Source organism: Jeotgalibacillus sp. R-1-5s-1, assembly GCF_004405105.1.
In the GTDB taxonomy this organism is placed as follows: Bacteria; Bacillota; Bacilli; order Bacillales; family Jeotgalibacillaceae; genus Jeotgalibacillus.
The window spans coordinates 69953-84773 of record NZ_SORW01000021.1 but is presented as its reverse complement, the minus strand read 5'-3'; the positions used below and the strand labels follow the sequence as shown (position 1 = coordinate 84773).

Genomic DNA, 14821 nt, shown 5'->3' with positions numbered 1-14821 from the left:
TTCTTTGTGTAAAATAATGCAGCCTTTTGTGAGTACATGAATTTTTCATTTTGTTCCTGCTTCAATGCAGGTGCATCGTGTAACCCCTGCTGCAGGGCGATGGTGCAAGATGACAAAATGATGATTGATGGTTAATCACAGTACTGGTTTTTATTTTACAACAAAATAAAAACACAAGGAGGAGTCAAACTATGGCTCGTTATACAGGTCCAGCATGGAAACTGTCTCGTCGTCTTGGTGTTTCACTAAGCGGCACAGGAAAAGAATTAGAAAAGCGTCCTTACGCTCCAGGTCCACACGGTCCTACTCAGCGTAAAAAACTATCTGAATATGGTCTTCAGCTTCAGGAGAAGCAGAAGCTTCGTCACACATACGGAGTAACTGAGCGTCAGTTCCGTAACCTATTCGATAAAGCTGGTAAACTTCAAGGCCGTCACGGTGACAACTTCATGATTCTTCTTGAAGCTCGTCTTGACAACCTTGTATACCGCATGGGTCTTGCACGCACTCGTCGTCAGGCTCGTCAGCTAGTTAACCACGGCCACGTAATGGTTGACGGTTCACGCGTTGATATCCCATCTTACAGCGTAAAGCCAGGACAAACAATCAGCCTTCGTGAGAAATCACAGAAGCTGAACATTGTTAAGGAAGCAACTGAGCTTAACAGCTTCACTCCTGAATACGTAACGTTCGATGCGGACAAGCTTGAAGGTACATTCACTCGCTTCCCAGAGCGTAACGAACTAGCTGCTGACATCAACGAAGCGCTAATCGTAGAGTTCTACTCTCGTTAATCTGCCTCTGCAGCTTAACAGAGACAAAACCCCTGATCACGTTGTTTTTACAACATGGTCAGGGGTTTTTTTATGTTAAATAACACATTCTTTCACTTTTTCACCAGCTTCAATTGAGCAACTATGAGAAAACTGACAATCACGAGCAGCAGCCATGAGCTGGCTTTTCCAATGTCAACAAGACTCCATGCTTCAGTTTGATAAGGATAGGTCCAAGCACCAAAAAAGGTGGCAATATTTTCAGCAACCCAGATAAAAAAACCGATCAGGATAAATGAAAGCACAAGATGCATGCGATACTGCCTTCTTCCAACCTTATACAAAACAGCTGTCCGCCAAAACACAATGATAACAAGAGCAGAAAGCCACCAGCGGACGTCCATCCAGAAGTGATGAATGAAGAAATTCAGGTATATCGCAGCAGCAAGAGGAACGACAAAAACAAACGGCGGCCAATGTACAAGCCTAACATCAAGTCGCCGCCATGCCTGACAGAGATAACTTGCAACGCTGGCATACATGAATCCGCTGTATAACGGCACACCAAAAACCATGGAATATGCCTCCTCCGGATAAGACCATGACCCCATATTCACTTTAAACACTTCAAGCGCAAGGCCAATCAAATGAAACAACGTGATAACCTTCAATTCATCCCTTGTTTCCAATCCTGACTTCAACATCCACCACTGCATGAGGACACAGATAATCAGCAGCCAGTCATAACGTGGCAAAAATGGAAGTGTGATGTACTTTGTCAAAGCAAGAGAAAGGAAAATCACGACAGGAAATACACATGATAAGGACTGTTCCCATCCGAACCGGAGTAGTTGCATCATTGATCCACCATATCTGTCTGCCATAATCCAAAAAGAAACCCTTGTGAATTTATCATCTGAGATAGTGGAAGTATTTCTAGTTCGATTCATCTCCCTTTCCCTCCCTTGTTCTTTTATTCCTCATCACTCCTGTACTCCAAAATATCACCCGGCTGACAATCCAATGCTTTACATATTGCTTCAAGGGTTGAAAATCGAATCGCTTTTGCTTTACCGTTTTTCAGAATGGATAAATTCGCCATGGTAATACCGACTTTTTCAGTTAATTCCGTTACACTCATTTTCCTCTTTGCGAGCATCACATCTATGTTAATTACGATCGCCATATTCTCACCTCACACTGTTAAATCGTTTTCTGTTTTAATTTCAATCGCATTGTTTAACAGCATTTGCAGCAGGTAGGCAAATACCCCCACTACAAATGATGCACCAACAAGAACAGCTCCCACCAGAATTACGCCTGGTGCATCATCCAGTTCAGCCACCGCATAAAAAAATGGCATCGTCATCACATAAATCAGACTGATGACAAACGCACAAATCTTTATTTTTTTCAAAGCAGCTACAGAAAGGCTTGAAAAAGCTTCATTTCGATCAATGTATCCTAATAACTTAATTGACTGAAACAAAGCAATGAAAAACGGGACAACCGTTACATACATCGCGCCAATAATTAGAAGCAGCCACCTACCAAACACAGGATCATCCGCCACATTCCGCGCAAACGGAGCGAGTGCAAAGACACAAAATACAGCCACTACTAATGCCATCACGAAAAGCACCAATTTTAAAAAGATTGTAGAACCTTTTTTCATCAGAAACACCTCTTTTTGTTCGTTGTGCTTTTAGAATAAACTAAAATTTATTGTTTATCAATAAATAATTATTGTTTAATGTGATTTATTTAATTCAGGCAGGAACGGATGAGGGTATGTTAGAATGAGAGAATGTTTTCCGAATTGAGGAGTGAATGAGCCATGGAGAAAAAAGATATCGCAGGAATACGTAAACAATTCAAAACTGATAATGACCTGTTAAACATCTCAAATATATTCAACGTTTATATCATGAAGGATTCCACTGACATTTATCACGCTCAAAGACAGCCATTCGGCATGCTTGATAGCGATCAGCAGGAGCTGTTTTTGAATAACTTCAAAAAAATTCTGACTGGCCAGCTGAACGAAAAACTGTTTGAATTAAAATTCCAGCGTGATGCAGAGAACTCGAGTCAGCTGATTTTACATAAAGGCCTGCTCGGTTCCGCAGAGGACTTCGAAGACCATATGCTGCAAATGACAGAAAAGATGATTCAGGATCATCCTTACGAGAAGGATATCGTGATTACCTTTATTAAAGCTGAATACATGAAACCAACCAGACGCAGTAATGATGAAACGGAGGAAAACAGCAGAGATACGGTATACTCCCATCCGTTTATTTTATGTACTATTAATAAAACCGAGGAGCCGAAAAAAGAGATTCAGTTTGATTATGTAGAAAAAGAATTTAAGTACAAAGTTGAAGTGGATCCGATTATCGATCTGAAAAACCCTTTAACAGGCTTTATGTTTCCCTGTTTCACAAATGATACGTCAGATGTAAACCATGTCCTTTATGCGGCTTCTAAAGCCAATGAACCGGATTACCGTTTCATTGAAGAAGTGTTGAACGGTGAAGAAATCATGACAGCTAAAGAAGATAAAGCTGTCTTTGAAGAGGTCATCAAGGATGTCGTTGGAGATCAGCTTTCCCCTTCTACCCTCGCAACAGTTTACAGCGAAATCAATCAGACGATTGAGGAACATGATGCGGATGAAGCACCCAAGCTTGATTACAGAGATGTTGAACGTATTTTGACAAACAGCGGTGAAAAAGTGGAAACGGAGAAAGTTAAGGAAGCATTTGCCCGTATTACGGATAATGAATCCTATGAATTAAAAGCGAACAGCGTAGTGCCGAAATTCAAGTCCAAATCAATCAAAATTCAAACAAAAATCGCCAACATTGCGATCAGCCCGCAGGATCTGCAGTACATCAAGCAGGTAAACTATAAGGGTAAACGCTGCATTATGATTGAGCTTGAAGAAGATGCGGAAATTGAAGGTTTTAAAATGATTCCTGAAGTGTTTGGGGAATAAGCGTTTTTCATGTAAAAAAAGATCCCGCGGAATTGGACCTGTTACAGAGCAGGTGCAATCCGCGGGATTCCATCACGATGGTAAGTAATTCAATCGTTTCAATTTTTTATTCCATCTTTCTGGAATTTATTTCATTCGTTTCAAAAATCAATTCCCTCACAACACAAAATAGCCATCCTTTTTCCTTCAAAACACCCTGCCTATTCATTCTATTCAGGTCATGATTCCTTCACTTTGGCGTACATTTCCATCAAAAGATTAAATATTCAAACCTGAGAGTTTGCTAGTCCCTGCCCGCCGCAGCTAGACACAGAAAGGAATGCCCCGGCATGGATTTAAAGTCTACACTTAAGCATATTGAATCATAAAGTACTTCTTCTTTCCTCTTCGGATGATTGTGAATTCATCATCCAGACGAACATCTCCATTCAGTTCAAACTGAAGATCTGTTACACGCTCCCCATTAATATATACAGCACCATTTGTTACATCTTCACGCGCCTGACGCTTTGAAGGGGAGATTTTTGCATGAACAAGCACCTCAACGAGATTAACTGAATCATCTCCGCTCACCATATGAGTAGGCACATCCTTAAAGCCTTGACGGATTTCCGCACTGCTCAATGACTTAAGGTCTCCGCTGAATAATGCAGCCGTGATACGCTGAGCCTGTTCAAGCGCGGCATCCCCGTGAATCATTCTCGTCATTTCTTCAGCCAGTGCTTTTTGTGCAGCACGTAAATGCGGCTCCTCCTCAACTGCTTTTTCAAGACCTTCTATTGTTTCACGCTCAAGGAATGTGAAGAACTTCAGGTATTTGATCACATCTGCATCCGTAGTATTGATCCAGAACTGGTAGAACTCGTATGGCGATGTTTTCTCAGCGTCCAGCCAGATAGAGCCGCCCTCTGTTTTACCGAACTTTGTGCCATCCGCTTTTGTCACAAGCGGGATGGTCATACCAAATGCTTTTGTTTCTTCGTCATTCATTTTGCGGATTAGCTCGAGGCCCGTTGTAATATTGCCCCACTGGTCACTTCCGCCGATCTGTACTTTACAGTTGTATTCTTTGTAAAGGTGGTTGAAGTCCATCGCCTGTAAAATCGTGTAGGTGAATTCAGTGTAAGAAATTCCGGTTTCAAGACGTGAAGCGATCGTATCCTTCGCCAGCATGTAATTAACCCCGATATGTTTCCCGTAATCACGCAGGAAGCTGATCATATCAATTTTTCCGATCCAGTCAAGGTTATTCACCATCACGGCCTCATTGTCACCTTTTGCATCGTACAGTTTTTCAAGCTGCTTTGAAATCGCTTCTACGTTGTACTGAACCTGTTCAGGTGTCTGTAGCTGACGTTCTTCCTTCTTTCCACTCGGGTCCCCAATTTGACCGGTCGCTCCGCCAACCAGAACGACAGGACGGTGACCGTGATTCTGAAAACGTTTCAGTGTCAAAAATGGCAGCAGATGTCCTATATGGAGACTGTCTGCTGTCGGATCCGCTCCGCAATATAGTGAAACAGACTCTTTTTCAAGCAGTTCTTTCATGCCCGCTTCATCTGTTTGCTGATAAATAATACCGCGCCATTGTAAATCCTCTAATAAGTTCATGTGTTGATCCTCCTTTTTCTATAAAAAAACGCATAAAAAAATCCCTCGCATGTTCATCATGCAGGGACGCTTTTATGCGTGGTACCACCCGGCTTAAAGAGATTGCTCTCTTTCACTTCATTGGTTTAACGGCAGAAAATGCCGGCTTTCACAACTGAAAGCAGCTCTGAGAGTGTAATTCACAAATCATGTGTAACGGTTTGCACCACCCACCGTTTCTCTAATGCTACACGAATGATTTCCTACTTCGTTCTCTTCTTCGCTGATCGAATATCAAATTGATAAGGTTAGTTTTAGCACATCATTTTAATCATTGTCAAGCTTTGTTCAAGAAATCTGGTAACCTATTTGAAATTTACATTTCAAGAAAGACAAATATGATATAATTGTAAAGATGCTGCAAGGAGGATGATAGTAATTGGCAGAACAAAATAAAACCTTTCGGGATAGGCTCAAAACATTCACTTCAACTGCGGTGAAATGGGGCGTTCCACGGAAACTGCATACGTCATACCAGGTTGTCTGGAATCTTTTATTACTAATGATTATCTTTGGCGTAATTGGCGCTGCATTTGCCGGCGGTGTCGGTGCAGGTTATTTTGCCTCTCTCGTAAAAGATGAGAAGGTTTTGTCGTATGAGTCACTGGAGCAGAATATTTATGATTACACTGAAACATCTGATTTATATTTTGCAAATAACGTTTATCTCGGCAAGATTCGAACAGATCTTGAACGGGATGAGGTTACCCTTGAAGAGGTATCACCTACTCTGATCAATGCAGTGATTGCAACAGAGGATGAATACTTCATGGAGCACGACGGGGTTGTTCCTAAAGCGATCATGCGTGCACTTTATCAGGAAGTAACGAATGCTGCCAACCAAACCGGTGGTAGTACACTTACACAGCAGCTGATCAAAAATCAGGTGTTAACAAACGAAGTATCTTTCGACCGGAAAGCCAAGGAGATTCTTCTCGCACTTCGGGTCGAGCGATTCTTTGAAAAAGAAGAAATTCTTGAAGCCTACTTAAATGTAGCGGACATGGGAAGAAATTCATCCGGTAGAAATATTGCCGGTGTTCAGACTGCTGCAGCCGGCATTTTCGGCACGACCGCTGCTGAATTGACGCTTCCACAGGCTGCGTTTATTGCAGGACTTCCACAGGCGCCTTTCGGATATACCCCTTTCACCAATGCAGGGGAATTAAAATCACCTGAAGCTCTGGAACCCGGATTTGAACGGAAAAGAGAAGTTCTGTCCAGGATGCTGCGCGAAGGCTTTATTACACAGGAAGAACACGATGCAGCAGTCGCGTATGATCTGACACAGGATTTTATCCCGCCATCATCGGGAGCGCTTGAACGATATCCTTATGTAACAGAGGAGCTCGAGCGTCGTGCAGAAGAAATTCTAAAGTATGTCTTAGCTGAAAAAGACGGTTACACAAAAGATCAGGTAGATGCAAGCGATACACTTACAGAAGAGTATGCACAGCTTGCTGCACGCGACATGAGACAGAGCGGATATCAGATCCACTCCACCATCGACAAAGAGATTTACGATGCAATGGAGGATGTAAAGAATAATTACGATCGGTTTGGCACAACTTTTTCAAGCATGGTATACGATCCCGAACTTGATGCAGAGGTTGAAGTTTTTGAACCTGAAGAAGTCGGAACCGTATTAATGGAAAACACCACAGGTAAGATTATCAGCTTTACAGGTGGACGGGATCATGAGATTCAGTCAATGAACCACGCGACCCAATCATTCCGTTCAAGTGGTTCCACGATTAAACCGCTTGCTGTATATGCACCGGCTGTTCAATATGGTCTGATTGGTGCTGGATCACCTTTAGCGGATGTTGGGTTTACCTATAACGGCTGGACACCTTATAACTATGTTTCCAATAGAGAATATGGTCTGGTGCCTGCAAGAACAGCATTAGCCGCTTCACATAACCTTTCAGCTGCAAGACTATACGGGCAAATGCTTCAAAGCGGATATAATCCGGGAGAATTTCTTGAAGTGATCGACCCTAAAGGAATTCAGGATGAAGAATACGGTTATCCTGCATTCTCACTTGGAGGTATGACGAAAGGTATTACAGTGGAGGAAAACGTGTCTGCGTATGCAGCCATTGCCAATATGGGCCAATACAACGAACCATATATGATCGAGAAAATCCTCGATAAAGAAGGAAATGTTGTTTTCGAACATAAGCCTGAATCAAAAGAAATGTTCACACCGGCAGCCTCTTACGTCACGATAGATATGATGAGAGATACGTTAACCGGGATTGGATCAGGACGATCTGCTCCAGGTGTGCTGAATTTTTCTGCTGACTGGGCAGGTAAATCAGGAACATCACAGGATACAAAGGACAACTGGTTCATTGCTTCAAATCCTGAGGTCACATTTGGATTGTGGTTAGGTTATGACCAGCCACGGACATTGCAGGATCAAAGTTCTGTCAGAGCCATTCGTCTCTGGGCACTGATGATGAACAGGGTCAATGAAGTTCGAAGCGAATTAACAAGCCCGGGCCGCAATTTCCAACAGCCAGAAGGCGTTGTAAACCGCTCATTCTGTTCATTTACAGGATTGCCTGCTGATCAGGCGTGTTCAGCAGCCGGACTTGTAACATCGGATCTGTTTACAACAGCTTATCAGCCTTCAGGAGAAGACGCAGGTCTCGAAACGACCAAATACGTAATGCGTAACGGTCAGCGCTTTGTTGCACTTGACAGCACCCCGGATGAATTTTCTTCAACTGGAGCTGTGTTAAGCCCTGACTACGCTGAAAGAATGCTGTTCCCATATGGTGGAGATGCTTCAAAGCTTTTCCCTGAAAATAACAGCTTTTTTGAAAATCTGTTAGTCGCAGACAGCCGTCTTGAAGACGATGGCAGTAACCCTGGCGGTGTAACGGCAAGCGTAAATGGCACGACCGTCAGCTGGACACCATCAGGAAGCGGAGACGTGATCGGATACCGGATCTATTCCGGATCAAGTGTTGTCACCATCAGGCAGTTCGATGATGACAGAACAGCTACACTTCCTAACGGAACATACGAAATCGTTGCTGTTGATGTCGCCGGTAAAGAATCCGGCAGATCAAACGAAGTAAGAGTAGGGGCAGAACCTGAGCCGGAGCCTGAAGAACAGCCTGCTCAGCCTGCCCAGCCAGCTACACCGCCTGCTTCAGGTGGTAATGGAAATGGCGGTGAAAATGGCAATGGTGGCGGAGGCTCAACACCTCCTGGCGAAAATGAACCACCGGAGGAAACACCTCCACCAGAGGAAGAACCACCTGCCGAGGAACCACCTCCTGAGGAAGATCCGGCAGCGTAATGTGAAAGAGACCGCAAAATTGCGGTCTCTTTTTATGTTGAAGTGAGATTGAATTTGAGACTAAAAAAAGAGCACAATTTCTGCGCTCTTTTTATTACGATTAATCCTCCATTGTGGACAGATCCCCTGTTGGAAGGTCCAGCTCCCATGCTTTTAACACGCGTCGCATAATTTTACCGCTGCGGGTTTTAGGCAGCTTGTCTTTAAATTCAATTTCTCTCGGTGCTGCATGGGCAGACAATCCTTTTTTCACGTGCTGGCGGATTTCTTCTTTGAGTTCATCCGTTGCTTCATATCCTTCACGCAAAGCAATAAAGGCTTTAATAATTTCTCCGCGAACAGGATCAGGTTTCCCGATCACCCCTGCTTCAGCGATAGCTGGATGCTCGACCAGCTTACTTTCCACCTCGAACGGTCCTACTCGCTCGCCTGATGTCATGATCACATCATCAATTCGGCCCTGGAACCAGAAGTAGCCGTCTTCATCCATATAGGCTGAGTCTCCTGATACATACCAGCCGCTCGGCATAAAATAAGATTCGTATTTCTCCTGGTTATTCCAGATCGTATGCATCATGGACGGCCAGCCTTTTTTAAGAGCAAGGTTCCCCATCCGGTTTGGAGGCAGTTCATTTCCCTGGTCGTCGACAATGGCAGCCTCTACACCTGGAATCGGTTTACCCATTGATCCCGGACGGATATCGATAGCAGGATAGTTACAGATCATTTGTGCACCTGTCTCTGTCATCCACCACGTATCATGAATACGGTGCTGGAACACTTTCATTCCCCAACGGATTACCTCTGGGTTCAGCGGTTCTCCAACGCTCAGGACGTGACGGAGTGCAGACAGATTATACTTTTTAACAAGCTCATCTCCCGCTCCCATCAGCATACGGAAAGCAGTCGGTGCACTGTACCATACTGTAACTTCAAAGTCTTCAAGCGTCTGATACCAGGCTTCCGGACTGAACCTTCCACCAACGATAACTGAAGTGGTTCCAGTCAGCCACGGTCCGAAAATTCCATAGGATGTTCCTGTCACCCAGCCCGGGTCTGCTGTACACCAGTAAATATCGTCATCGCGAAGGTCAAGCACCCATTTAGCTGTCTGATAATGCTGGAGCATTGCACGCTGAACATGCAGAACCCCTTTTGGTTTGCCTGTTGAACCCGAAGTATAATGTAAAATCAGTCCGTCATCCAGCTGAAGCCACTCTATCTGGAATTGACGGTCAGCTGCATTGAAATGTTTATTAAAGTCTATGTATTTACCTTCTTCTTTTACATCATCCCCGACGACCAGTACATGCTTCAGATGCGGCAATGCATCAACCGGTATCCTCTCAAGCAGCTCAGGCGTTGTTATGATCGCTTTCGCCTCACTGTCTTCCAGACGGTCTCTTACAGCACCTTCCATAAATGCTTCAAAAAGCGGACCGACAATCGCTCCGATTTTTAACGCCCCCAGCAGGGCAAAATACAACTCAGGTGATCTCGGCATAAAAATAAAAACACGGTCCCCTTTTTCAATATCAGCCTGACTTTTCAGCACGTTAGCCGCCTTATTTGTCAGCTCTTTCATTTCTCTGAACGTATATTTTTCATTACGATTCGCATCTCGGTAATAAAGTGCAACTTTGTTTTTCCGTTCCCCTTCAGCATGGCGGTCAATGGCTTCATAGGCCATATTGACTTTTCCTGACTGATGCCACGAAAAATACTTCTCCGCTTCTTTCCAGTCAAACGACTGGGCTGCTGCTTCATAATCCTGCAAATTATAGTTCCCTCTAACTGATGGTAGCGCTTCCAATTTCATCTCGTCGTCCCCCTATATGCAAGTTCTTTACCAGTATAGTACAATTCACTATTTTTCTCAATTTTTTTAATATTACGTGAACGTCATTTGTCGAAAGGAAGCGAAATTCAGTTTTAAGTTGAAAGCGCTTTTATGATTGGGGTATGCTGTATAGTAGGATACTTATGAAATGTAGGTGACAGCAGATGGACCATCCAAAACTGTATAACGCAAAGGAATTAAAAACTGCTAAAGGAACGATTGTGATCGAAGGACCGATTTCTAAAGATCAGCTGGCTCAAATGGAATTTCACGAGGATCTGGTCGCTTTCCGTCCTCCTGCCCAGCAGCATAAAGCACTGATTGAGATCGCCGACCTTCCTGAAGGACGGATCATTATTGCACGGGAACATAACACGATCGTCGGGTATGTCACATACCTCTATCCTGACCCGCTCGAGCGATGGTCGCAGGGAAAAATGGAAAACCTGATTGAACTTGGTGCGATTGAAGTCATTCCGAAATACCGCGGAGCATCCGTTGGAAAGAACCTGCTGCGTGTATCAATGATGGATGATGCGATGGAAGATTATATTGTCATTACAACCGAGTACTACTGGCACTGGGATTTAAAAGGAACAGGCTTAAACGTATGGGATTACCGTAAAGTGATGGAAAAAATGATGAATGCCGGCGGGCTTGAGTATTATGCTACCGATGATCCTGAAATCAGCTCACACCCTGCCAACTGTCTGATGGCACGTATCGGAAAGAGAGTCGATCCGGAATCCATTCAAAGATTTGATCAGCTTCGGTTTATGAATCGATTTATGTATTAACAGGAGGGCTTCTGCATGATTATAGAAGATATGATGGTCCGTGATGTTCATACGCTGGCTCCGGACTCAACGCTTGAAGAGGCAATCGAATTAATGTCGAAGGAAAAAATCCGTCACATTCCTGTGATCGATGTGAACAAAAAAGTTGTAGGAATTCTCACGGATCGGGATATTAAAGAATTTTCCCCGTCTCCTTTTCAAACTGAAAATCGTGAAAAGCTTTTTCAAACCAAGGTGCTGGATATGATGACAACACCTGTCATAACCGGACATCCTCTTGACTTCGTTGAAGAAGTCGCTGTCACTTTTATGGAAGAACAAATCGGGTGTCTTCCGATCGTCAGCGAAGACAAGCTGGTCGGGTTGATTACAGAGACCGACATTTTACATACACTTATTCAATTAACAGGCGCAACGCAGCCGGGCTCACAGATTGAAGTAAAGGTTCCGAATAAGCAGGGCATGCTCTATGAAGTGGCAGGTATTATCAGAAAAAACCATTCCAATATTCACAGTGTTCTCGTTTATCCGTATAAACAGGATGAATCTTATAAAATATTAGTATTCCGCGTTCAGACAATGAATCCGATGTCCGTCATTGATGATCTGCGAGAAGAAGGGCATGAAGTATTATGGCCAAATCTGCCAACGAATCCACTGTAAAAAGAGATTCTGTTTTCATCTATTCTGATGAACTGTTAAACTACCGGTTTTCAGCAGATCATCCATTCAATCAGAAAAGACTCCAGCTGACATTGGATCTATTAAGGGATTCCGGTTTTATTAATGATGAGGACATCATCCCTCCACGATCAGCAACGGATGAAGAGCTGGCCCTTGTGCATGATCCGGCGTATATAAAAGCTGTGCAACTTGCAGGGCGTGGAGAACTTTCAAAAGATAAAGCTGATAATTTCGGCCTGGGAACAGAAGATACACCTGTATTTAAAAATATGCACGAAGCCAGCGCAATGCTGGTCGGGGGCACATTGACAGCTGTTGATGAAGTGATGGAAAACCGCTATCGGCATGCATTGAGCCTTGGCGGCGGGCTGCATCACGGTTTCAGAGGAAAAGCATCGGGCTTTTGCATTTATAATGACAGCTCTGTTGCCATCCGTTATATGCAGCAGAAGTACAATGCCCGTGTGCTGTATGTTGATACCGATGCGCATCATGGTGATGGAGTTCAATGGTCGTTTTATGACGATCCGTCCTCCTGCACCCTTTCCATACACGAAACCGGCAGATATTTATTTCCCGGTACCGGAGCTGTAAATGAAAGAGGTCACGGGAAGGGTTATGGATATTCTTTTAATATCCCGCTGGACGCTTTTACGGAGGATAATTCATTTATAGAAGCTTATGAAAAATCCTTCAGGAAAGTGATTGAGTTTTTCAAACCTGATATCATCCTGACTCAAAACGGGGCAGATGCACATTGTCTGGATCCGCTGACGCACCTTTCCTCAACCATCCGCACCTATGAGGAGATTCCAAGGATTGCCCATGAACTGGCACATGAATATTGCGATGGCAGATGGATTGCCGTCGGCGGTGGTGGTTATGATATCTGGCGGGTTGTTCCGCGTGCATGGTCAAGAATCTGGATGGAAATGACGGGTGCCGTTCCGGAGAGCGATCACATTCCTCAATCCTGGCTCGATAAATGGCAGGGCGAATCACCTGTTCCACTTATGAAAACGTGGAGTGATCCTGAAGGAGTCTGCCAGGAGATCCCGAGAAAAAGAGAAATTTCTGAGAAAAACAGACAAACAGTAGAAAAAGCACTTTATCCTATCTTAAAAATAAAAAACAAGAGCTGAACTGCGCTCTTGTTTTTTATTTTGGAGATTTCGAATGAATCGGCACGGTTTAAAAATCAGGAGTCCTCCCCCTCATTTAAATACTGATTCAGAATCACGATTTCCACACGTCTGTTCAGTGCCCAGTTTGCAGGGCCATCATTCGGTGCAACCGGCTTTGTATCACCATATCCAACAGCTGAAAATCGATCTGAAGACAGGCTGTGCTCATTGATGAAATAACGCACTACACTGCTAGCCCTTGCGCCTGAAAGTTCCCAGTTTGATGGGTAAACTTCAGTTTGAATCGGCCGATTATCCGTGTGTCCTTCTATTCTTACGAAGTTTGGAATGCCTTCTAAAAGGGGCCCGATTCCTTCAAGCAGCGGAATCGCTTCAGACAGGATATCCGCCTCCCCTGAATTAAACAGCACCTGTTCCTGCAAAACAATAACCACTCCACGGTCTGTCTGGGAGGCCTCTGCCATCTCCCCTAAATCATTCGAATCGAGAAAGGAATTGATTTCAGCATAAAGGCTCTCAAGCTCCTGATCTTCTCTGATCTCCTCTTCAAGCCATTCCTCATCAAAAGGGATAACAGAGTCAGATTGATCAAAAATTCCATTATTTTGGAAAGATTGTGAAATTGACTCGAATTTTTGCTGATCTACCTGCGAGATTGAAAAGAGAAGAATAAAGAATACGAGAATCAAAAGGGTAAAATCAGCAAAAGTCACCATCCACTTTGGCGCTTGACTTTCAGTATCCGGCATTTTGTTAAATCTGACTCTTCTAGCCATTTGCCTTCTCCGCCTGAATCTCACCTTTTGCACGATCCTGTTCAGATAAATAAACAGAAAGCTGTTCTTCAAGCACTCTCGGGTTCTGTCCATGGTGTACACCAATAACACCATCTATAATCATCTGCTTCTGAAAAATTTCCTTTTCGGTTTTCTGTGCGAGCCGGCCTGCCATCGGATTAAACACCAGATTCGCCAGCAGCACCCCATAAAAGGTTGTCAAAAGAGCAATCGCCATATTTGGTCCAATCGCTGCAGGATCATTTAAATCCTGTAGCATGAGAACGAGTCCGATTAACGTACCGATCATTCCCCATGCAGGTGCATAATCCCCTGCTTTTTCGAGCATTCTGCGATTTACCTTATGGCGCTCCTCAAGAGACTGGAGTTCCGCCTGCAGAATATCAACCATTGTATCTCCTTCCACACCGTCAATCGCAAGATAAATCCCTTTTTTAATAAAAGGATCCTTAATCCCCACCATCTCCTTTTCAAGAGCAAGCAAACCATCTCTTCTCGCAATTTCAGACAGTTTGACAAATAGGGATACGATCTCATGAATCTGATCGGGTGACCTCCTGAACGACTGCAGGCTGACAGATCCGAACCTTTTCAGAGATGAAGCAGGAAACGTGACAAGCAAAGCAGCAAATACGCCGCCAAGCACAATTAAAAGGGATGGTAAATGAAAAAACGAAGCAAACCCGTCTCTTCCGCTGTTCCAAAAAATCGCCAGACCAACTAGTAGAACACCGGCGATCACCCCAATTGGTGTAATCCAGTCATACCTTTTCATCATCAATACTCCCCGTTCATGAATTTATTTATGTAATAAGAGC

General features: G+C 43.9%; 13 protein-coding genes and 1 other annotated feature. Of the genes, 6 read left to right on the top strand and 7 right to left on the bottom strand.

Going from position 1 to position 14821, the window contains the following annotated elements; genetic code table 11:
- Nucleotides 1-191 precede the first annotated feature (191 nt).
- A complete protein-coding gene (gene rpsD / locus E2491_RS08880) occupies nt 192-794 on the top strand; it encodes a 30S ribosomal protein S4 (protein WP_134375064.1) in 603 nt (200 codons plus the stop codon).
- Nucleotides 795-886: 92 nt separating this feature from the next.
- Here rpsD and E2491_RS08875 read toward each other — a convergent pair whose 3' ends face one another.
- The 3 genes from E2491_RS08875 to E2491_RS08865 all read right to left on the bottom strand — a co-directional run bounded on the left by E2491_RS08875 (nt 887) and on the right by E2491_RS08865 (nt 2448).
- A complete protein-coding gene (locus E2491_RS08875; RefSeq protein WP_134375125.1) occupies nt 887-1657 on the bottom strand; it encodes a DUF817 domain-containing protein in 771 nt (256 codons plus the stop codon).
- An 89-nt stretch (nt 1658-1746) separates the two neighbouring features.
- Nucleotides 1747-1959 carry a helix-turn-helix domain-containing protein gene (locus tag E2491_RS08870; RefSeq protein ID WP_134375062.1) on the bottom strand — a complete coding sequence of 71 codons (213 nt, stop codon included), beginning with the start codon at nt 1957-1959 and terminating at the stop codon, nt 1747-1749.
- A gap of 9 nt (nt 1960-1968) precedes the next feature.
- On the bottom strand, nt 1969-2448 hold the full coding sequence (locus E2491_RS08865; RefSeq protein ID WP_134375060.1) for a DUF2975 domain-containing protein: 480 nt from the start codon (nt 2446-2448) through the stop codon (nt 1969-1971).
- Between the two features lie 162 nt (nt 2449-2610).
- On the opposite strand from E2491_RS08865, the gene E2491_RS08860 reads away from it, so the two are divergent.
- Entirely contained in the window at nt 2611-3774 is a 1164-nt protein-coding gene (locus E2491_RS08860; protein ID WP_134375058.1) for a DUF4317 domain-containing protein, read from the top strand.
- Nucleotides 3775-4122: 348 nt separating this feature from the next.
- Here E2491_RS08860 and tyrS read toward each other — a convergent pair whose 3' ends face one another.
- On the bottom strand, nt 4123-5385 hold the full coding sequence (gene tyrS, locus E2491_RS08855; protein ID WP_134375056.1) for a tyrosine--tRNA ligase: 1263 nt from the start codon (nt 5383-5385) through the stop codon (nt 4123-4125).
- Nucleotides 5386-5444: 59 nt separating this feature from the next.
- Nucleotides 5445-5654 (bottom strand) — a binding site (T-box leader).
- Nucleotides 5655-5803: 149 nt separating this feature from the next.
- Here tyrS and E2491_RS08850 point away from each other — a divergent pair.
- On the top strand, nt 5804-8740 hold the full coding sequence (locus E2491_RS08850; RefSeq protein WP_208528058.1) for a transglycosylase domain-containing protein: 2937 nt from the start codon (nt 5804-5806) through the stop codon (nt 8738-8740).
- A 100-nt stretch (nt 8741-8840) separates the two neighbouring features.
- Here E2491_RS08850 and acsA read toward each other — a convergent pair whose 3' ends face one another.
- A complete protein-coding gene (gene acsA, locus E2491_RS08845) occupies nt 8841-10559 on the bottom strand; it encodes an acetate--CoA ligase (protein WP_134375054.1) in 1719 nt (572 codons plus the stop codon).
- Nucleotides 10560-10744: 185 nt separating this feature from the next.
- Between acsA and E2491_RS08840 the strand changes: the two genes are divergently transcribed.
- The 3 genes from E2491_RS08840 to E2491_RS08830 are packed head-to-tail and all read left to right on the top strand — an operon-like array spanning nt 10745 to nt 13203.
- Nucleotides 10745-11377, top strand: a complete 633-nt coding sequence (locus tag E2491_RS08840) for a GNAT family N-acetyltransferase (RefSeq protein WP_134375052.1) — start codon at nt 10745-10747, stop codon at nt 11375-11377.
- A 15-nt stretch (nt 11378-11392) separates the two neighbouring features.
- The gene (locus E2491_RS08835) at nt 11393-12040 is read left to right on the top strand and encodes an acetoin utilization AcuB family protein (protein ID WP_134375050.1); all 648 of its coding nucleotides are present in this window, start codon (nt 11393-11395) and stop codon (nt 12038-12040) included.
- On the top strand, nt 12010-13203 hold the full coding sequence (locus tag E2491_RS08830) for an acetoin utilization protein AcuC (protein ID WP_134375048.1): 1194 nt from the start codon (nt 12010-12012) through the stop codon (nt 13201-13203). Before E2491_RS08835 ends, E2491_RS08830 begins: the two co-directional genes overlap by 31 nt.
- A 56-nt stretch (nt 13204-13259) precedes the next feature.
- Here the strand turns inward: E2491_RS08830 and motS are convergent, their stop codons facing one another.
- Together motS and E2491_RS08820 are read right to left on the bottom strand one after the other, a co-directional pair.
- Nucleotides 13260-13982, bottom strand: coding sequence for a flagellar motor protein MotS (gene motS / locus E2491_RS08825; protein ID WP_134375046.1), 723 nt, complete (start codon nt 13980-13982; stop codon nt 13260-13262).
- Nucleotides 13975-14778, bottom strand: a complete 804-nt coding sequence (locus E2491_RS08820) for a MotA/TolQ/ExbB proton channel family protein (RefSeq protein ID WP_134375121.1) — start codon at nt 14776-14778, stop codon at nt 13975-13977. Before E2491_RS08820 ends, motS begins: the two co-directional genes overlap by 8 nt.
- Nucleotides 14779-14821 lie beyond the last annotated feature (43 nt).